Source organism: Exiguobacterium algae, from assembly GCF_018617875.1.
Lineage (GTDB): Bacteria > Bacillota > Bacilli > Exiguobacteriales > Exiguobacteriaceae > Exiguobacterium > Exiguobacterium algae.
The window spans coordinates 38,046-58,603 of record NZ_JACSKZ010000006.1 but is presented as its reverse complement, the minus strand read 5'-3'; the positions used below and the strand labels follow the sequence as shown (position 1 = coordinate 58,603).

Annotated in this window: 17 protein-coding genes and 1 CRISPR repeat array; of the genes, 3 read left to right on the top strand and 14 right to left on the bottom strand. The window is 45.0% G+C overall.

What is annotated here, in order from left to right; genetic code table 11:
* Positions 1–8: 8 nt before the first annotated feature.
* The 6 genes from KNP03_RS12525 to KNP03_RS12500 all read right to left on the bottom strand — a co-directional run bounded on the left by KNP03_RS12525 (position 9) and on the right by KNP03_RS12500 (position 6,927).
* Positions 9–1,361, bottom strand: coding sequence for a GH1 family beta-glucosidase (locus KNP03_RS12525; protein ID WP_214829732.1), 1,353 nt, complete (start codon positions 1,359–1,361; stop codon positions 9–11).
* A gap of 24 nt (positions 1,362–1,385) precedes the next feature.
* The gene (locus tag KNP03_RS12520) at positions 1,386–2,315 is read right to left on the bottom strand and encodes a carbohydrate ABC transporter permease (protein WP_214829731.1); all 930 of its coding nucleotides are present in this window, start codon (positions 2,313–2,315) and stop codon (positions 1,386–1,388) included.
* Positions 2,316–2,318: 3 nt separating this feature from the next.
* Positions 2,319–3,218: a carbohydrate ABC transporter permease gene (locus tag KNP03_RS12515; protein WP_214829730.1), complete on the bottom strand. Its 900-nt coding sequence runs from the start codon at positions 3,216–3,218 to the stop codon at positions 2,319–2,321.
* Between the two features lie 60 nt (positions 3,219–3,278).
* Entirely contained in the window at positions 3,279–4,586 is a 1,308-nt protein-coding gene (locus KNP03_RS12510; RefSeq protein ID WP_214829729.1) for an ABC transporter substrate-binding protein, read from the bottom strand.
* 198 nt (positions 4,587–4,784) lie between these two features.
* Positions 4,785–5,798, bottom strand: a complete 1,014-nt coding sequence (locus KNP03_RS12505; protein WP_214829727.1) for a LacI family DNA-binding transcriptional regulator — start codon at positions 5,796–5,798, stop codon at positions 4,785–4,787.
* Positions 5,799–6,054: 256 nt separating this feature from the next.
* Positions 6,055–6,927 (bottom strand): TetR/AcrR family transcriptional regulator, encoded by an 873-nt coding sequence (locus KNP03_RS12500; RefSeq protein ID WP_214829725.1) that lies wholly within the window; start codon positions 6,925–6,927, stop codon positions 6,055–6,057.
* Between the two features lie 156 nt (positions 6,928–7,083).
* Here KNP03_RS12500 and KNP03_RS12495 point away from each other — a divergent pair, with 156 nt between their 5' ends.
* Positions 7,084–8,580, top strand: a complete 1,497-nt coding sequence (locus KNP03_RS12495; RefSeq protein ID WP_214829723.1) for a DHA2 family efflux MFS transporter permease subunit — start codon at positions 7,084–7,086, stop codon at positions 8,578–8,580.
* Between the two features lie 103 nt (positions 8,581–8,683).
* Positions 8,684–9,642: a CRISPR direct-repeat array (repeat unit 36 nt; unit sequence GCTGTCTACTGCTCTAAAACTACACAGGTCTAAAAC).
* A gap of 68 nt (positions 9,643–9,710) precedes the next feature.
* Here KNP03_RS12495 and KNP03_RS12490 read toward each other — a convergent pair.
* From KNP03_RS12490 to KNP03_RS12470, 5 genes are all read right to left on the bottom strand, one after another.
* Positions 9,711–10,580, bottom strand: coding sequence for a hypothetical protein (locus KNP03_RS12490; RefSeq protein WP_214829721.1), 870 nt, complete (start codon positions 10,578–10,580; stop codon positions 9,711–9,713).
* A complete protein-coding gene (gene cas2, locus KNP03_RS12485; RefSeq protein WP_240544611.1) occupies positions 10,577–10,897 on the bottom strand; it encodes a CRISPR-associated endonuclease Cas2 in 321 nt (106 codons plus the stop codon). The genes KNP03_RS12490 and cas2 overlap by 4 nt, the downstream gene beginning before the upstream one ends.
* Entirely contained in the window at positions 10,894–11,775 is an 882-nt protein-coding gene (gene cas1 / locus KNP03_RS12480; RefSeq protein ID WP_214829719.1) for a type II CRISPR-associated endonuclease Cas1, read from the bottom strand. Before cas1 ends, cas2 begins: the two co-directional genes overlap by 4 nt.
* Positions 11,776–11,790: 15 nt before the next feature.
* Positions 11,791–15,957: a type II CRISPR RNA-guided endonuclease Cas9 gene (gene cas9 / locus KNP03_RS12475; RefSeq protein WP_214829717.1), complete on the bottom strand. Its 4,167-nt coding sequence runs from the start codon at positions 15,955–15,957 to the stop codon at positions 11,791–11,793.
* A gap of 279 nt (positions 15,958–16,236) precedes the next feature.
* The gene (locus tag KNP03_RS12470; protein WP_214829715.1) at positions 16,237–16,719 is read right to left on the bottom strand and encodes a hypothetical protein; all 483 of its coding nucleotides are present in this window, start codon (positions 16,717–16,719) and stop codon (positions 16,237–16,239) included.
* 253 nt (positions 16,720–16,972) lie between these two features.
* Here KNP03_RS12470 and KNP03_RS12465 point away from each other — a divergent pair, with 253 nt between their 5' ends.
* On the top strand, positions 16,973–17,518 hold the full coding sequence (locus KNP03_RS12465) for a GNAT family N-acetyltransferase (protein ID WP_214829713.1): 546 nt from the start codon (positions 16,973–16,975) through the stop codon (positions 17,516–17,518).
* 16 nt (positions 17,519–17,534) lie between these two features.
* Here the strand turns inward: KNP03_RS12465 and KNP03_RS12460 are convergent, their stop codons facing one another.
* Entirely contained in the window at positions 17,535–18,548 is a 1,014-nt protein-coding gene (locus KNP03_RS12460) for an ABC transporter permease (protein ID WP_214829711.1), read from the bottom strand.
* Complete coding sequence (locus tag KNP03_RS12455) at positions 18,541–19,269, bottom strand: ABC transporter ATP-binding protein (RefSeq protein WP_214829709.1); 729 nt, start codon at positions 19,267–19,269, stop codon at positions 18,541–18,543. Before KNP03_RS12455 ends, KNP03_RS12460 begins: the two co-directional genes overlap by 8 nt.
* 171 nt (positions 19,270–19,440) lie before the next feature.
* On the opposite strand from KNP03_RS12455, the gene KNP03_RS12450 reads away from it, so the two are divergent.
* The gene (locus KNP03_RS12450) at positions 19,441–20,046 is read left to right on the top strand and encodes a TetR/AcrR family transcriptional regulator (RefSeq protein WP_214829707.1); all 606 of its coding nucleotides are present in this window, start codon (positions 19,441–19,443) and stop codon (positions 20,044–20,046) included.
* A 30-nt stretch (positions 20,047–20,076) separates the two neighbouring features.
* On the opposite strand, the gene KNP03_RS12445 is transcribed toward KNP03_RS12450, so the two are convergent.
* Positions 20,077–20,463, bottom strand: a complete 387-nt coding sequence (locus KNP03_RS12445) for a hypothetical protein (protein WP_214829705.1) — start codon at positions 20,461–20,463, stop codon at positions 20,077–20,079.
* Between the last annotated feature and the right edge of the window lie 95 nt (positions 20,464–20,558).

The window sequence follows — 20,558 nt, the reverse complement described above, 5'->3', positions numbered from 1 at the left end:
GTTTCGTCTTACGCCTCGACGCTGTCTGCGTGTTTGGCTTTGTGGTCAGCGATGACACCGGCATACCACTTCGCGCTGTCTTTCCAGATGCGCTCTTGTGTCTCGAAGTCGATATAGAGGATTCCGAAGCGCTTCTCGTAACCGAAGCTCCATTCGAAGTTATCCATTAATGACCAGAGGTAGTAGCCTTGGATGTTCATGCCTTCGTCGTTCAAGTCTGAGACGGCTTCGAGGTGCTGGCGGACGTAGTCGATCCGGTTATCGTCATGGACTTCGCCATTTTCCAGCACGTCGTCAAACGCTGCGCCGTTCTCCGTGATGTAGATTGGAAGGTCAGTGTACTCTGCACGTAAACGACGGATCAGGTCTTTGAATTCGTTCGGGGCGATATCCCAGCCCATGCCCGTCTTATCATAGTCAGAGTATGCGTCTGCCTTCAAGAAATCGTTCGCTGCATTGAACTCGACAAGTCCACGGCTGTAGAAGTTGATACCGAAGAAGTCACATTCTGTCGAGATCGTCTCCATATCACCCGATTGGATGAAGTCGAAGTTATGCACGTATTTCGAGAACAAGTTCATCATATCGACCGGATACTCACCTTTGAAGACCGGATCGAGGAACCAGCGATTCGAATACCCGTCGGCATTGTTCATCGCAAGTCGGTCGTTCGCAGAATCTGTCTTCGCATACATCGGTGACAAGTTAAGAGTGATGCCGATCGGGGTCGTGGACTTCATCTCTTGTTTTAACAACTCGACCGCTTTTCCGTGCGACAACAAAATGTGGTGCACGGCGCGTACCGCTTCGTTCAGGTCACGATGTCCTGGTGCGTGCACACCGAGATGGTAGCCGAGGAAACCGGCACACCAAGGCTCGTTGTGTGTGATCCAAGAATCGACGATATCGTCAAGTTCTTCAAAGCAGACTTTCGCATAATCGATGAACCAGTTCACTGATTCACGGTTAGTCCAGCCGCCCTCTTCGTGCGCCCACATTGGAAGATCCCAATGGTAGATTGTAACGGCAGGCTTGATGCCTTCCTCACGTAGACGTGTTGCCAAGTTTTTGTAGAACGCCATTCCTTCCGGGTTGTACTCACCCTTTTTCGGGAAGATTCGTGGCCACGCGATCGAGAAACGGTATGTGTCGACACCAAGCTTTTTAATGTGTTGGATGTCTTCCTCATAGCGGTGGTAGTGGTCACAAGCGACATCGCCGTTGTGTTTTTCAAACACGCGGCCGTCGATGTCACAGAACATATCCCAAATACAAGGAGTGCGCCCCCCTTCGTTATGAGCGCCTTCAATTTGGTACGAAGAAGTGGCTGTACCGAATACGAAGTCTTTGTTGAAATGCATAGTGTTTTCCTCTTTTCTCTATATTTATTCTTTGACAGCACCTGCCGAAATACTGCTGACGATGTACTTCGAGAGGAACAAGAACGCGATCATGATCGGCACGACCGAGATAGCGATTCCAAGGTATAGCGCGCCAAGGTTCTCTGCGACTTGTGATCCTTTCAAGAAGCCCATCAATACAGGCAACGTGTATTTCTCAGGAGAGAATAAGAGGACAAGTGGCATCAAGTAGTTGTTCCACGAGCCGATGAAAGTAAAGATCGACATCGTCGCGATAGCTGGCATCATCATTGGAAGAGCGATTGTGTGGAAAATACGCAACTCGCTCGCACCGTCAATACGTGCCGCTTCGATCAAGCTGATGTGAAGCGTCGCTTGTGTGTATTGACGAATGAAGAAGACGGTAAACGGTGTCGCAATCGCCGGGACAATCAGCGGGATGAACGTATCAAGAATCTTGAGCGTCTTACTGATTTCATAGAATCCGATCAACCCGAGCTGAGCCGGTACCATCATCATGACGAGCATGAAGATGAACATCGCATTCTTCCCTTTGAAGTTGTAGAACGTGAACCCGTATGCAGTGAGGGCCGAGAAGTAACCAGAGAGGACCGTCACCGATACCGAGATGATCAAGCTGTTTTTGAAACCGTTCCAGATGTTGATGTACTCGCTGAGGGTAGCGTAGTTATCAAGTAACGCTGTACCCGGGATCAACGTGAAGCCAGCCATGACTTCTCCGTTCGTCCGAGTCGCGTTGACGATCATCATCAAAAACGGGATGAAGCAGATAATCGCAAGTAAAATCAAACTTGTATAGATTAAGCCTCGAGCAAAACTTTTCTTCGCTTTCGGTTTTGAAGGTGGCGCCACTTGAAGTGGGCGGTCTTCTTTACGTTTCGGCTGCGCTTCGCTATCAGGAAGCATACGCCGTGTTTCTGCATTTTGTTCCATTGCTTACGCCTCCTTCTTTGCCGCGCGTTCGTTACGGAACATACCTTTGAAGACCATCGCCGAGAAGACGAGTGTGATCAAGAATAAGCCGTAAGCGACCGCTGATGCGTAGCCGTAGTTGTTGTACTTGAAGGCCTGGTTATACAAGTAAAGTACCATCGTGTTCAATGAACCGTCTGGTGAACCAATTCCATCGGTAATCAACATCGGAAGGTCGAACAATTGAAGTCCACCGATGAGCGATGTGATCATGATGTATAAAAGAATCGGTTTTAATAGGGGAAGTGTGACCCTCGTAAACATTTGCCAACGGTTTGCACCGTCGATGTGAGCGGCTTCGAAGTAATCTGTTGAGATACCCGAGACACCGGCCATCACGATGATGAAGGAGTGACCGAACCACATCCATGTCAGGATGAGTGAGACGGACAATTGAGCCGTCACTGGCTCTGCCAACCAGTTGATTGGATCTGAGATCAAACCGATTTTCATCAACACCATGTTGAGTGAACCATGCTGCCAGTCGAGCAAAATACCGAATAAAAGCGCGACCGAGCTGATTGTGATCAAGTTTGGAAGATAGAAGAACGAACGGAAGAAGTTTAGTCCTTTTAGCTTCAAACGGAGATCTGAGAACAAGAGCGCCAATAAAAGTGCCATTCCAATCTGCAAGGCGAAGTTGATTCCCCAAATCTTGATGGTGTTGAAAAACGCTTCGATGAAGTATGTGTCCGTCAACAACCGTGCATAGTTCGCAAATCCGACAATCTCTTCTCCTGGGCTACCGGTATAGTTCGTGAAGCTATAGTAAAGCGTCAAGAAGACCGGGTAAATGCTGAACGTCAAGAAGACGACCCAGAACGGGGCGATGAACAGATAGCCGTAACGATCTAGTTTTTTCACGTGTATTTCTCCTTCCATAAGAACCGAGGGAGGGAATCCCCTCCCTCGTGTAAGTCATCGTCAGTCAACAACGATGTCTGGGTAAGCGTTTTTCGCTTGTTTCTTGAATTCTTCGATTGCTTCTTCTTTTGATTTCTTACCTTCTACATATGAAGTAACCGCAGCACCGTAAAGTGTGTCGAGCTGTTGGTCGTACTTCGTAACGATCCCTGGCTTGATTGAATCTGCTTCGCCGAGGAAGAACTCGTAGTTGTTCTGTCCGCCGAGGAACTCATCGCTGAAATCATCTTTGATCTTCTCAGTTACTGGTGTGAAGGCAAGAACGTCACCTGTTTCTTTCGCCCAGTCTGTCAAGAACTCTTCGTCTTGTGTCATGAGTTTAACGAAATCGTATGCTGCTTCTTTGTTCTTAGAGTCTTTGTAAACACCGACCCATGTACCGCCCCAGAAGTACGGGCTTGGTCCGCTTGTTACAGCCCAGTCACCAGCAGTTTCTTTCGCGTTCTCTTTCAAGACAGCGTGAAGACCCCATGTTGGGAGGACATATGAGAAGACTTGTGTTTCAGTTTCTTTTCCGCCTTCTTTAACTTTGATCGGCTTGTCCATTCCTTCGAACCAAGATGGTGACCATTCTGGCGCGAGGGCAGTAAGACCACGCTCACGAAGCTCTTTCGCGTATTCGAAGTACTTTTGTTTTCCTTCAGTCAAGACGAGTTCGTTGTCTTCGTTTACCCATGCTTGTGGGTCAGCACCTTGTGCGAACCAACGGATTGAACCTTCGTCTGGGAAGAGTTTGTAGCCTTTTTCTTTCAACTTCTCACCGACTTCGAAGAGTCCGTCCATCGTGCTCATCATTTCGCCGACTTCTTTTGGATCATCTGTACCAAGTGCTTCTTTTGCTAAGCTACGTTTGTAGTAGATCCCACCTGGAGTTGTTTGCCATGAAAGGGCACGAACGTTGCCGTCTTTATCTTTCCCAAGGTCGAAGACGTAAGGAACGATGTCGTCAGCAGCTTCATCTGCGTTGTATGGCTCTTGTGAAAGGTTTTCCCAGTATCCAGCGTCAACCCATTGTTTGAGGAACGCGATTTCACCAGTGAAGACGTCAGGTGCGCCGACGCCGCTTTCAAGAGCTGGCTTCAACTTCGTTGGGTAGTCAGCTGTTGGTACGATTGTCAATTCGACTTTCACACCGTTACGCTCTTCGTATGTTTTGATTGGTTCTTTCAATTCATCTGTGAACGACCAGATTTTCAAGACGTCGTCTTTTTTAGCATCTGAAGATCCTTCACTGCTGCTGTCAGAGCAAGCGCTCAAGACGCCAACTGAAAGTGCTCCAATTGTAAGTAAGCTAACTAATTTACGCATGTGTTGTTCCCATCCTTTTTAAAAATAGTAGAAAGCGTTTGCAAGAAGAGGGTAAAAATTGTCGAAAGCGCTTTCGGTTTGTTCGAAATAAAATATCGAAAGCGTTTTCGATTTACTGCGAAATGACTTTCGAAATCGCGCTCTTCCCTCCATCTTCTGAAGAGAAGAGAGCGACTTCGAAATATCATTACATGTATTTCACTCTTTCACAGGCGCACAAGACGCCCTTTCAATCAATTTGACCGGGATGATGCGACGTTCTTGCGAACGCTCCTTCGCGGTCATTTGTTCTAGTAAAAGTTCTGCGGCTGCTTCGCCAATCTCATCAGTATCTTGACGGATTGTCGTCAGCTTCGGTGTAATGTATTGGATCATTTCAATATCGTCGTACCCGATGACGGAAATGTCGTTAGGTACGTGGAGACCGTTTTCATGTATAGCCTCGATTGCACCGATGGCCATCTGATCTCCGGCCACGAATACGGCGGTTGGTCGATCTTCAAGATCGAGCAGCTGCTGCATCGCTTGTTTACCCTCTTCGACAGAGAAGAAGCCGGCGTTCACGAGATATCCCGGTTGAATCGGCAGATCCAATCCTTGCATCGCAAGCTTGTATCCTTCGACTCGCGCAGTTCCCGCGTCTGTCGTCTCATCCCCAGCGAGGTGAGCAATTTTTCGATGTCCGAGTTCGTACAAGTAGTTCACAGCGAGGCGTGCGCCTTCAATGTTGTCCGAATAGACGACGCTACAGTCAGCGCTGTCCATATCGACGACGACAATCGGGATGTCGCTTCGCATGAGTTCTTGAACTTGCTCATCCATTCGATCCGAGCAGATGACGACGATGCCGTCGACCGCACGGTGTTTAAAATGTTCGAGATAGCTCATGTCACGGTTTCTCAGATTACGCGAGGCGAAGATTAAATCGTAACCTTGCTCCTCTGTCGCATGACGAAAGCTTTCGATAATACCGTTGAAGAACGGGTGTTTCATCCCGACTTCATTTGCTTCTGAGAACATGACGCCGATCGCCCACGATTTTTTCGTTGATAACGACTGGGCATGTGCGTTCGGTAGATAGTCCATCTCAACAGCGGCTTGTAGGATTTTGGCTCTCGTCTTCTCGCTCACGTCCTTGTAGTTGTTCAACGCCTTGGACACGGTTGTAATCGAGAACCCGGTTTTTTTGGCTAAATCGTAAATCGTACCCATGTCATTCTCCTCTTCCCGAAAGCGCTTTCGGTACTTCGATTGTAGCGCATGAATTTGTAGGAATCAATTCTTTTTCGGCGATTTTCGATGAATATTTTTGAATAATTTTCTTTTTCCGCGTTTCTTCTATATTACTGCACCATTACGTACTTATGTCATTCCTGTGTCTGATTTGCATACTTTGGTAGCGCTTTACCTAACTTTTCACCTAATTCCTATTACCCACGAATTTTTTCTTTAAAATAGGTACTTGGATTCAATGCGTTCTGGTATACAGCCAAACGAGGTTGGTGAACTTTTGTACCTCGGTTTCGCCCGTGACACCTTTAAACAACCTTTGGAACGGCTTGAGAAGTTGTTCTAACACAATTTTTCGCAAGCGATCCTGCCGGAGTTCAAACGTGATCGCTTCGAATAAATCGCGTTGTTCCTCTGTCATGTCGACATTCGCTTCAATTTGACCGGCCATCTCGACTAATTCTTCCAGCGTGATCAAATGCTTATCCGTTGTCCCCCGCATTTGATCGACTGTCACCGGATTCAACACATGCTCCCCGGTTTGAACCATTCGTTTTGCCATCAATTCGACGTACGCATAGAGATTGCGGACAACCTTTTGCGGTGAATAGGCGGAGTTGGTGATGCGATTTGTAAACAGGATGTGCTGCAACATCCCGTTAAAGAGGACCGTCAATTCAACCGAGTACGGACGAATCTCCTCGCCGATGATTTCGGTCAAACGCATCGCAATCCATTCAATCTCATACACCCGGTGCTGGAGGACGAGTTTTTTCAACTCCGCTTCACTGGAAGACATAATGGACTCGAACAAAGCGTATAGGTTCCGCTCCTCGTTCAATCGAATCAGAATTGAAATCTGCTCGATAAACACGTCTTTATCACGCTTGTCCCGCCCCATCTGCATCTCGATGCGTCGCTGGGCGGCGTCATATCGCAAGTTCTCCAGAATACTTGCCACACAGTCTGTTTTCGAAGCGAAATAATTATAAAATGTCCCTTTTGAGATGTTCGCACGCTCGATAATTTCCTGGACGGACGTCTGCTGAACACCATTCTCGATAAATAAGGTCATCGCAATATCGGCAACTTTTCGTTTTTTATCTTTCATTCATTGTTACTCCGTTCTTCTGATCTATTGTGGATTCAGTATACCATTTTGAACTAGCAGTACAAAATAGTTGCTTTATTTATACGCCAGGTATAAAATCATTTCATCGACATTTACAAACATATAACTATTTAGATTATAAAGGAGAAATCTTCTATGAAACCAGAATTTCAAAAGAAGCCGCCTTATATCATGTTAGCGGTTCTTTTTGCAGGGGCGTTTATCGCCTTTTTGAACAACTCTCTACTTAACGTCGCGCTCCCGTCGATTATGATTGACCTTGAGATTGCCGACTATTCAACGGTCCAATGGCTCGCGACCGGCTTTATGCTCGTCACTGGGGTACTCGTACCGGCATCTGCGTATTTGATCACCCGCTTCTCGAACCGAAACCTGTTCATCACCTCGATGGCGATTTTCACAGTCGGGACAGCTATCGCAGCCTTTTCTCCGAACTTCAGCTGGTTGCTCACGGGGCGGATGATTCAGGCAGCCGGTGCTTCGACGCTTGGACCACTCCTCATGAACGTCATGCTCGTCAGCTTCCCGCGTGAAAAACGTGGCGCGGCAATGGGGATTTTCGGTCTCGTCATGATCTCGGCACCCGCAATCGGACCGACGCTTTCCGGATACATCGTAGAATACTATGACTGGCGTGTGTTGTTTGAAATGATCTTGCCGCTTGCGATCCTCGGTCTCGGACTGGCGATTTGGAAAGCGGAGAATGTCATGGTCCAAAACAAAGATCAATCGCTCGATTATGTATCCCTCGTCTTATCAACACTTGGATTCGGGGGCATCTTGTACGGTGTCAGCTCGGCCAGCTCTGACGGTTGGGACGACACGATCGTCTTGACGACTTTGATTGTCGGTGGCATTTCACTTGTTGCTTTCGTCATCCGTCAGCTCAACATGGAGAAACCGCTTCTCGACTTACGCGCTTATAAACATCCGATGTTCGCACTTGCTTCTGTCATTGCAATCGTCAATGCGGTCGCCATGTTCTCCGGGATGATTTTGACACCGGCATACGTCCAAAGTGTACGCGGCATCTCGCCGCTCCATTCCGGACTCATGTTGCTCCCTGGGGCATTGATCATGGGCATCATGTCACCGATCACCGGGAAACTCTTTGACCGGTTCGGTCCAAAACTGCTTGCCATCATCGGGCTATCGATCACAGCCGTTTCGACGTATATGCTCGCACACGTACAACTTGATTCGACCTACACGTATATCGTCTTAACGTATACGCTCCGCATGTTCGGAATGTCGATGGTCATGATGCCGATCATGACAAACGGACTCAACCAGTTGCCGACCCATCTCAACCCACACGGAACGGCCATCAACAACACGGCCCAGCAAGTGTCGGGTGCCATCGGAACAGCCGTCCTCGTGACAATCATGAACTCGGTCACGAAAACGGAAGCCGAGTCATTGATGACAGGGATCGACCCTGCAACGTTAACAGAGGGCACGATGGGTGCAATCACCCAACAAGCACTGCTTGCCGGAATTCAATATTCGTTCTTCGTCGCCTTGGGGATGAACCTGTTGGCCCTCCTCCTGGCATTCTTCGTGAAACGCGTCGACGTGAAGAAACTCGACTTTAACGAAGAAACTGTGGAAGAATTGAAAGAAGCGAATTAATTGTAAAAAGCCGTTCTGAGGTCTCAGAACGGCTTTTAAGTTAGTCAAAAATAAAATTACACAGGTCTAAAACTTTCACGTGCTCTTCGATGATTCGTTTCAAGCTATCTACTGCTCTAAAACTACACAGGTCTAAAACGTACCAGACGCAGGAGTTCAACCTGGTCGGGCTATCTACTGCTCTAAAACTACACAGGTCTAAAACACAACCGAGACAAAATGTGAGGCATCGGCTGCTATCTACTGCTCTAAAACTACACAGGTCTAAAACTGAATGCCGAGCGCCAGGTCTTTGACGGATGCTGTCTACTGCTCTAAAACTACACAGGTCTAAAACGCGGGGGGAACTTCTTCCAACTGCGCGAGGCTGTCTACTGCTCTAAAACTACACAGGTCTAAAACTGACGAAAGCGCAACAGGAGTGGCATCAGCGCTGTCTACTGCTCTAAAACTACACAGGTCTAAAACGTTTGATACTGAAGTTGCTACGTCTGCCAAGCTGTCTACTGCTCTAAAACTACACAGGTCTAAAACGAACTTGTCAAAGAGCCGCCGAAGTCGCTGGCTGTCTACTGCTCTAAAACTACACAGGTCTAAAACATCGATGAATACAATCACTTGATGGATGCGGCTGTCTACTGCTCTAAAACTACACAGGTCTAAAACGCAAAAATGCGGTGTATTCTTCGACACGTTGCTGTCTACTGCTCTAAAACTACACAGGTCTAAAACTTGGAATCGGTCGATTATTCTGATTCGTTTGCTGTCTACTGCTCTAAAACTACACAGGTCTAAAACTATAAGACCATCGCGTTCCCGTCTGAGGCAGCTGTCTACTGCTCTAAAACTACACAGGTCTAAAACCGAACTAAGAATACATTGGAACCATTAAGTGCTGTCTACTGCTCTAAAACTACACAGGTCTAAAACGGTCAAAGCGATGCAACGCGAGGTGATGCTGCTGTCTACTGCTCTAAAACTACACAGGTCTAAAACGCCGAGCGCGGAGGAACTGGAGAGCATCCAGCTGTCTACTGCTCTAAAACTACACAGGTCTAAAACCTCAAATTACAGGTTTAATTTTAGGTTTCAGCCTTTTAGAAGCAGAAGAAGCAGTCTTCCCATCTTTTTTATAATTGTTTCAACACACTTTCAATCGCTTTTTGCTCTTCTGAAGAATAAAATGAAACAACTCCCAACATCTGTGCAAGTGTCTTTTCTAATACACCTGCGTCTTCAGAATAGAAGAGCTGTTGTTCCAGAACCACTTCAGAAATCGGATACCGTTCACCTAAATCACTGATCATTTGTAGATGGTCAACATGATTCACAGCTTTTAAGAAATGATAATCACTTGTCACAATGAGGACCGTCTGAGATAGCGTTTTCAAATACTCGATAAACTTCTGTTTTTCACGAATTGACATTCTATGCTCTGGATAATCGAGAATAATGAGCTGACAATCAGGATTTGCTTCTATGTGCAGCGATATAATCGTTTCCTTGATTTTCCGAGAATTCACTTCCCAGTTCTCACCGTTTTCAGGTACAACTTCAAACGGGATCGCTTCGATTAATTTGATTAAACTGAGACGTTCGACATCAAAATCGAGTTCAAATCCCCTTAAAGTATCCTCAAAATAGGTCGAACTGAATAGGTGAACAAGCTGAGCGTGAATTTCTTCATACGTTTCGAACAAGATTGGGTTTTGCTCAATGATGTCACGGATTCTTCCGTGAATCAGCTTTAGGAGAGCACGTTGTTCCAAAGCATCTTGATTCGTGGCACTTATATAAAGTATTTGAGATGGCTTCAGCTCCTTCCCATCCTCAGAACAAACATTAATATCAATTTCGATATCCCCTTTTACTTGCTTAACAAGGCGCATGATTGGCTCATTCCATAACTGATAGTCCCGTTGACTCTCAAAATGAATCACATTGAATTCACCATCATATATTGCAATTGACAAGTCGTGATTGCCCCAAGAAATATTCATAAAATAACCTTCCGCTCTGTAGAAGATTCGATATTTGTCTGTTTTTCTCCTCTAAGTACGATGATGTCTGAATACTGCTTTTCAGTAATAATTAACATTTGAATATTTCCTTGCGGTGGTAAATTGGCCCTGAGTTGTTTTTGATAACTGCTAGCTACGGAATGATTTAGCACAAGTTTGCTATAAATCGAGTACTGCTCCATAATGAACCCTTTTTCAATTAAAAATTTCCGAAAACGCCGATACTGTCTCTTTTGGGCAGACGTTTCAACAGGTAAATCGAACATCACGAACAGTCGCATGTATCGAAAACTCATCCTTTCCTCCTCTTATTCCAATGTAGCGCCATTAGCTTCTCTTCTTTCCCATCTAATTCATTGAAAATATTTTGACAATACAAATCGATTGCATTAGGTAAAAATTGAACAGTCTCATTAATCTTTATCTTTTCATTAACTACATCAAGCAATTGATGCCGTTCTTTTTGAGTAAACTCGTTTTGAACTAGCATTTTTACACGTTGATCCACAAGCGGTCGAAACGGTTCCATCAAATCGTAGGCTAAGTTTAAGGCATTGAACTCATTTTTATGTTTAATCCCTAGCTCCGTCAAATATCCTTTTGCGGCAATCGTTCTAGAAAAATAACTGGACAAAATGGCATACCCATAATTTAGTGCCCAGTTTTCAGGATTTTCTGAACCTCGTATAAAAGAACTACCAAATAATTGATGGAAATACACTTTCGCGGCCAATCCTTCGCGATTCGTCGCGTCACCAGGTTCGACATTTTGAACATATTCCGCTAAGAGCGATGCATCACGCTGAAACGTGTTTAAAATTTGAATTTGCATAGACAGCTTATGTTGGATAATTTTTTGCCAAACACGTTCTTTCACATCTTCTTTCCATGCAATTTGTTGATTAATATTTTTGACTCGATGAAAATTCCCGTGCAACGGAAGCATCATCGTTGATGGATGATGCTTGTCGTCGCAAAGAACTAGGGAAATGTTATGCTGACTAAGTTGATTTAACAGCACCCCGGATACCTTCACCCTTGGATTTTCCAAAACGATCGCGTCAAGTTCACTTAAGTGCACTTTATGGACATCTTCCGGCATTGTGACTACGAGATACCCTTGTTGCGATGACAGACGTGATTCTTGTGTGATGATTAAGTTACGAAATCCCATGACCTGCCTCCCTAGTCAACAGACATACTCCCCATTTCGTTTCAGTACCTCAATTCGCTCCTCAAGTCCGGTAATTGATTGAGTCACAACTTTCAAATCACTGGATTTTAAGACGTTTAAATTTAAACGGCCCATCCCTTTCCACTCGTCTACACGTTTACTTGAAGGTTGGAGTACTATAATTAGCCTTTGGACCATTTGACGAACTTCTTTCCCCACTTCCGAGCTCATTTCAAGTTCGCCTTGTGAATTAATATGCTTAGCATCATCCGTTTTTATTGAGTCTAGCTTTTTTGTCAAATCTTCAATCGATTCCTTCATTTCTTTTAACTGTCCTTCAGATGCAAAAATGAAGTGATGTCTTACTTGCTCTTCGAGTCCTCTAATGAGATTAATTAAATCTGCGATTTCAGCACTTTTTTGGAGTGAATTGATCTTTTTCAACATATTTTGAGAAAAATCAATCTGATTGGCGTTCCGGACCTCTTTTTTTGATAATAGATGTACCGGATAACCATCTGTTAACAATAACGTGTTCAATGGTAGCCTTCTAATCACTTTTACTGATCCCAGCTCATACTTTTCCCCCAACTCCCTGCTAAATCGATATTCGAGCAACCGGTCTTTTGGTTCATCTCGTTCGTAATGACTGATTGACTCTACCCGATATTCGGTCGAAGAACGTTTTCCTTTTTTCACTTGCAGTGAACAAAGAATGGATTCCGCTACTTTCACACTGTCATTAATACCTAGATACTGCTTCCCTACGCTGTTCGGCAATGTACTTGTTTTTGATTTAGGAGAGTAGAGTGTTTCGTTCCAAAATTTCCGATCTTCTCCACTCGATTCAAGTTTCCTCGTAATACAGAAACGTGAATCATCAATTTGCTTAAGGAACCAATTATAGATTGCTTTACTATTTGCTTCCGTCAACGGTTCACCTTGCGCACTCACCAAGCCGTTCTTCTTCATTTCTTTTACAATCCAAGTATTTTTCTTTCGATAAGAATCGTTCAACTGATCTCCCGTACGATTTCTTTTCCAATATGCTTTTCCATCAATCCATGAACCTTTTCCAATCGTGTATACATACTCACTAATCGTTGCAGCCATGTATGCATCAATTGCATGGTGTTTATCGTTCACTTCCCGAACTTTCACAATACCTAAATCCTTTTGAACTTTTACATTTACCCCAGCTTTTAGTCCGAGTATATCCGGTGGATTATCTTCTTTCGCATAGCGGTGGTTTAACATCTCGACAACATGCTTTGTGATTTGTCTAGTTTCAACGAGTTGCCGATTGATAAATCCTTCAGCCATATTTGGCGTAATCGTTTCAATTAATAGCCGATGATACTTTTTACTCGAGATCAATCCTTTTTCATGCCATTCACGCCACTTCTGTTTCATTTCAGAATGTCGACGCTCAGGTATAATTTCAAGTGGCATCAAATGATCCGCTTTATCTTGATTTAATTTACTTTTGACAAGCACTTTATTATCAAGACTGTCATCAAGCGAAATGCTGTACGGAACGATATGGTCAATTTGATATAGGTGCAGAAGATTGCGATCTAATGTTTCATTCGAGTAGGCACATCGAGCTTTTTGGGTACAATAAAGCCACGTTCTTACATCTCCCCAATCAAGGTTCTCTGTTTTCAACCTTTGTAACGTTACGTCTTCAGGGAATTTTTCAGCAATTTCTTTAAATTGATCTTCTCTGCTTTTCGTTCGTTTTGGATTGAGCTGATCTTCTCGAGCCATTTCGACCACAATTCGCTTCGGTCTTCCAAAAATACGTTCTAATTCTTCTACCAGCTGAAACGACTGCCAAATACCGCGTTTAATAGCAGGTGACCCTGCCAAGTCTTCAATCCACTCTAATTTGATACGATGATCTTCCCCTAGTGTTTCGCGGTTATAGCTTTGTATCGCTTCCTTGAACCCAAGATTTTTATCGGTGATGATTTCCTGAAATCCATAGCAAATTTCATCTTTGCCCTTCCCAAGTTTCCAATCATACATCAGCGTCTGTATGCCATTATGCTGACCTTTCCCACCCATCTCGACCAAAAGGCGGTTTGATAAGCGGCCCCACCCCGTGTATTTAAGACCTAACACTTGTTTGGCGCCTTTAAACTCGGGATAGGTCTGTTCAATCTTACTTTTCAATATCATCCGGTCCGTGAAGACGGTAGACCATAAAATTAGATTTTCTGCCATTTCAAATCGTTGACCATGTTGCGAATCGAACGCTTCTGAAAAGACCTTATCCGGATTGATGTCGCCAAGAATCCGACTCATTTCGTGCCAACTTCTTAGGGAGCTCGAAAATTCCGTTTCTTTCGCCGTCCCTGATATTTTCTTATCTCCTAGCCATTTACTTGCGTCAGCAATTTTTACTTTGCTCTGCTTTAAAAAGAGTTTAAGCAGTTCGTCTCGTTCCGGTTTACTGATTCGCACTCCGTCCACTTTTATAACGTTGATTTCATTTAACACTTCAAACAATTGATACGTTAACGATTGCTTCGGCAACGCACGCTGTTTATACAAGTACGTACAGTTTCCGACCATACGTGAAATAAAACGCTCGGCACTTGTGGCATGATCCACCGTCTCGTCAAAATTCCATGGTCTTACCGCTTGCCCTGTACGCTCCATCCAGGCGAACTCCGAATTCCCGTTATCCGTAAGGGGACCGACATAGTAAGGAATTCTAAATGATATCAATTTACAGACTCGGTCAATCATTTCATCATCAATCACATCGTGAAATTTCTTCTGATTCTCCAGAATTTTTTCTGCTTCGGCCAAATGTAACTGATATGGAATAGTTCCGTTATCTCGTCGATTTAATTTAAGTAAAAATTTTCTCTTTTCCAGTTCATCCAATATTTCTTCTTTTTCATTTGAATCAGTCACTTTTTTCAATACGGATTCAAGCGACTTGCAAAATGCTTCGTGATCTAAAATGTCATTTTTTGAACTGATATCACTGTAGTTGTAGCGATCAAGCAGCGAAAATTGTTTATATAACGTTTTCTCTCGTGTTTTTTTCCACTCTTTCATGATAGGTTTCGGTGTAATAAAAACTTGTTTATAAAGCATTTCGTGCGGTTTCAACAGCTCTTTAAGTTGTAAGAGTTGTTCTTTATATGTGTTAAACTCCTTTACCTTTGCTTCTGAAAAATAATGACTCCCCTGCATTACATCTTCAAAAACAAGAGATGTGTATACTGATTGCAAATCGAATAAGTAATGTGTTTGGATATCGTCCAAGATATCAGACAACTCCTCTAACTGTGGTTCGAGCTCTTTGTTAAATTCGATTTTTTTGTCCTCGTCATCGATATTAAACAATTTAGTAACCGAGAACTTCATCCCTAACAGTGCTCTTGCGAAGTGATCAAGTGATTTTTGAATTTTCTTCGCTTTCTTCACTCGGTCATTCCTTGTTATATGAGTATCTCGTAAGATAGTTGATAACTGTTCCGCTTCTTCATTAGTTAAGCTAATCGGTTCATCTGAGTAGTGAGTGGAAATTTCCTCAATAATGTTTCGGATTTGTTGTACATCAACGTTAAGCAACTCTTTCACTTCTAATCCTTCTTGAATAAAGTGACCTCTTTTTTTCGTGATATGATGGAGCGCTAAATAAATGAGTCGTAAATCAAACTTTCGATTTGGATTTGAAATGATGTCGTACCGAAGATGGAACATCGTCGGATATGTAGCGATTAACTCTTGATACTCCTTCTGACTTTTGCTGATGACTTTTAACACTTTTTGGAGCGAGTGCATAGTTGAATCTCGCTTGAATTTCTCAATCGCCTGCGCGCTATCTTCCTGATCAATCAAGTCATGGGCTATTAAAAATTTTTCATCGATTTCATTCAAACCGATTTGGAATATCTCTTTCAAATACTCAAGACGCTTCCTACGCCGATTAATCCGTCTTCTTGAACCTCGTTTCAAACGGCGGTTTTCTGCTGTATTTCCTTGATCGAACCGTCGCACACCCCACGCTTTCTTTCCTTTGTAAACAGGAATTTGGTAGGAGTCGTCAATAACCGCCCAGCCTACCGAGTTCGTCCCAATGTCTAGTCCAATTGAATAATTTCCATCGTATCGTTCTTTTATGCTGTTCTCGTAACGCTTTCTCGACTTCTTACTCACTCGAATCACGCTCCTTTAATTAAGAACTATCCTTCTTATAGATTACCATTAATATCTAATTTATAACCAATTTTTATGATATTTGATTTGACATAAAATTCTGTGTCATCTATAATGGGGTTGTACAGATCTACTGCTGTACAACTACACAGGTAAGTTAAAATAAGCTTAAAGCGTAACAGTGGCGTTTTGACGCCTCACCCCATTGTTCTCAATGGGGTTTTTATTATGCAGTTCAAAACAAAAAGCGGCTTTCGCCGCTCGCACTGTCTATTCATTTCACCACAACGATACCTTGTCAATTTCATCTTTAATCGGATGTCCCTCATCTATTTCCTGGACGCGGTCCTCAAAGTATCCCTCAACCGCCGCAGTGACAAAATATGAAAGGATAAACGGAAACATGAGGAAGTAAAACTCTGTCAGGACAACCGTGTATAAAATCGTCGGGGTCGCAATCATACAAATGTATGTCCAAAAATACTGTTTTCCAATCAGCATCTTCGCTTCTTCGATTTCCGTCAAGCTCTGGGACAGTTCTTTCTCCTCATATTGAAGCCAGGCCGACAGAAGCGAAGACAGGACAAGGATGAAGCCAATCATAAAATCGACGAACACCTCGATATCGATTTCTGACTTCATGATGACAAGTTCGATAAGACTTACCATCAGGATGGCCAATACAAGTATAAATGCAATTCGTTTCATCATTCGTCCTCTTTGGAATCGTTTTAGTTCAATCGCTCGTTCTTCTTTATTCATCTTGATTCACCTCCAGATTATTCTACAATGAATAAATTGGTTTTCGTTCCCTTTTTCGGTTTTTTCGATTATTCTGATAATAGAAGATTTGAGTTTAGGGGTGAAGGATCGTGACTTGCAAACAAGTAAGGTTGTACAGTGGACTTGCGCTTTTCGTAACGGGCGTCGTCCTCTTATTTAAACGTCAATAAGCAGTCAGGAGAGGCATCGACAAGATGCTTTTTTTATATGCATAAATACGAGGAGGAAATTCATGATTCAACCGGTCACCTATATAAAAAACAATCTAACCTGCACGATTCGAACAGCTGAAGTCGCCGACGCACATGAACTCACCGCGGTCCGCGCCAAAGTAGACGAAGAAACGGAATTTTTAGACCGGGCACCGGGGGAAGGCGTCCTGGATGAACAAGCTTTTCAACGGCTCATCCAAAATGACCGAGAGACGGGTAACCACTTGTTTCTCGTGGCGACGGTCCAGGACAGGATTGTCGGCTTTTCACGTTGTGAGGGCAGCCCGTTGTCACGAAAAGCCCATGTCGTCGAATTCGGTGTCGGGGTATTAGAAGCCTATTGGGGACTCGGTTTAGGGTCTGCTCTTCTTCAAGCCTCAATCGATTGGGCAGAGCAAATCGGACTCGTCAAAATGAGTTTAAGTGTGCTCGAAACCAACCAAAAAGCCGCCTCGCTTTATAAGCGGTACGGCTTTGAAGTCGAAGGCGTGTTGCGAAAAGACAAACGCCTCGCGGATGGTTCATATTACGATACCCTTTTAATGGGACGCACGTTTGAGACTTGAGCAATCAAGTCTTTTTTTAATGTCCCCGATACTTTCCGAGCGCACGCATGTTCAAGAGGAAAAGGACTCCGGCATAAACGATCAAACCGAGGAGGTAAATCCAAATGCCTGCGAACCCGCTTCCATACACCATCACTTCTTTGATGGCTGTCGCTCCGTAATAGATCGGCATGACGTAACTCAAATTCCCGAGCCCGTAAGGAATCAAATCGAGTGGAATCAGTCCCGAGAAGAATACTTGCGGGATGATCGTGAACGGGATCATCTGCACGACCTGTAACTCAGAACGGGCAAACACGGAAATCGTCGCACCGAACAAGACGGCCGTCCCTGCCATGAGAAGCATCGTCAACATGACCCACGCCATATTGCCGATCGACGCGAGACCGAGCACATAAATCGAGTAAAGGACGATGAAGATCGATTGCACGATGGCAAACACACCGTAACCTGCCGTATAGCCCAGGATGACCTGTGCCCGTTTGATCGGTGTCATCAATAACCGTTCGAGTGTCCCCCCGCTTCGTTCTTTTACGAGCGCCATCGCGGACAAGATAAAGACGAAGAAGAATGAGAAAAGCGATAAGAAGACGAAGCCGAACGAGTCAAAGGTCGATTGGTCTTCTTCCCCATAGACGAATGCCGTATCCATCTCAACCGCGGGGTTCAGTGTCGTGAGAGCATCCTGAATCTCGCGGACGGCTTTTGATGACTTCGTTGACGGTTCGCGTAACGTGATGGCTGTCCCGTCCGGTGTCATTTCAAAGACAGCATCGACATCCTCATGGTCTTCGATATACGTTTTCGGGTCGTCGAATGCGGCCTGCTTCACGACCAACGTCTCCTCCTCGAATGCTTCGACAAGCTGTTCCTGTGCGTCTTCATCCAGGACGACGGTCGGCACATAATCCGAATCTCCGAGTAAGAAGTAGACGAGCGTCAAGATGAGAAGCGGGGCGATTAAAATCAAGGCGACGCTTCGTTTATCATTCAATGTCTGGAAGATGACACGCTTCGCTAAATTACGCATGTTCTCCCACCTCCTGTTCACCGGCGATCAAGAACAATTCCTCGACCCGGCCGTTCTCTGTCTGATCCAATAAATGCTGCACCGTATCATAGGCGATTAGGCGACCGTTATAAATGAGTGCGGCCCGGTCACACTCAAGGACCTCGTCCATGACGTGAGTTGAGACGATGATGGTCGTCCCTTCTGCACGGATCGTCTGAAACTGATCCCAAATTTGCCGGCGCAAAATCGGGTCGATCCCGACCGTCGGTTCGTCTAAGAACAACACGTCCGGCTTGTGAAGAATCGCGATTGCGAGCGACAACCGTTTCTTCATCCCCCCGGAGAAGTTCCGGACGAGCTTTTTGCGGTCCTGTGTCAAATCGACGAGGGCGAGTACTTCCGTGATCCGCGCCTCTAGCGCCTTCTTCCCTAATTTGTAGATCGAACCGAAGAACTCGAGGTTCGCCTCGGCCGACAGATCTTCATACAGTCCGTCGTTTTGTGGCATGAATCCGATCTGGCGGAGCATGCTCATGCTTGGCATCTTCGTCTCGCCGACGCGCACCGTTCCCTGGTCCGGTGCGAGCGCCCCGATCATGAGCCGGATGAGCGTCGTTTTCCCGGACCCGGATGGCCCGAGCAAACAACAAATCTCACCGGATTGAATGGTAAAGTCGATGTCGTTGATGGCTAACTGCTCACCGAACGACTTCTCGACGTGTGTCAACTGAATGTTCATCTTCCCCACTCCTTTGCGATGTCCGAATTTGTTTAACCTAGATAATAGACACCGTGTTGGTTTATAGTTTTAGTATAGTCCTAGAAAAGTGAGGCAACAATCGTCAATCTTCGTCACCGTGTTGGTTTTCCAACAGTTGGAGCTGAAATGTTGAAGAAAAGAGGAAAAAAGATGGAACAGACCGATTTACGTGTCGTGCGAACGAAAAAATTGATCAAAGAGGCCTTTCTCGAATTAATTGAGGAGAACGGATTCGATGCCGTCACCGTGAAGCAATTGACCGAGCGGGCCGGGATCAATCGCGGTACGTTTTACAGTCATTATGTAGATAAGTTTGAGTTGATGGAGAAGTGTGTCGGGGAAATTTTTGAAGAAGCGGAACAGAAACTCATCCGCAATATCCCAAAAATTTTGGGTGACGAGCGGACCGAAGCCTCATACCATTTCCTCGTCCCCTTTATCCGGTTCATCGAGGACAATCAAATCATCATGAAACCGCTCCTCGGACCGAACGGTGACCCGGCATTTCAAGCGAAACTGCGCGCCTATATGCATGCCGCGCTGTTCCAGCGCTCCCCGGCAATCCTGTACGATGCAACGAAAGCACTCGTGCCGTCTGAATATCTCGTTTCCTATATTTCTTCCGCACATATGGGGGTCATTTACGAATGGCTGAACAAACCGTCCACCGATGAGACGGCAGAAGATATCGCCCGCATCATTTACACGATCACGTTTGAAGGGCCGCTCGTCGCCGGCGGCCTGCGCAACCGATAAATGCCTCCCGCGCAAAGCGGGAGGCAGGTTTTATGGGACCTGTACGAGTATATGCAGTTCACCTGTCTCATCAAGTGTCGTCTGTTGGTATGCATTGCTTGATGCGTTGAGATCGTGCCACGCCACCCGATACGTTTTCCCTCGCATCCCTTCAAATTCGAATGAGAGATGACGGAGGTCCGCCAGTCTTTGAATGCGAGCGAACGGTGCTTCGTCGCCCTCCCACGCGATTTCATTCGCTGAAGCCTTCAATACAAGGTCGAGTCCGTACATCACTTTTTCCTGAACTATTTGGCCGTCAGCCACGACACGAGCCCCGTCCTGAATGTCTTTCATCCGACATGACTCGACTTGTTCAATGGAGAATCGCATATCCTCACCATTCTCAAATAAAAGCGTAATCGATTTGATGTTCATTTCACTTCCCTACCTTCATCCGGTCTCTTCCTTTAACCAATCCTTCTAGCCTTACTATACAAAACTTCCCCACTCCGGGGGATGACATCTTTGTG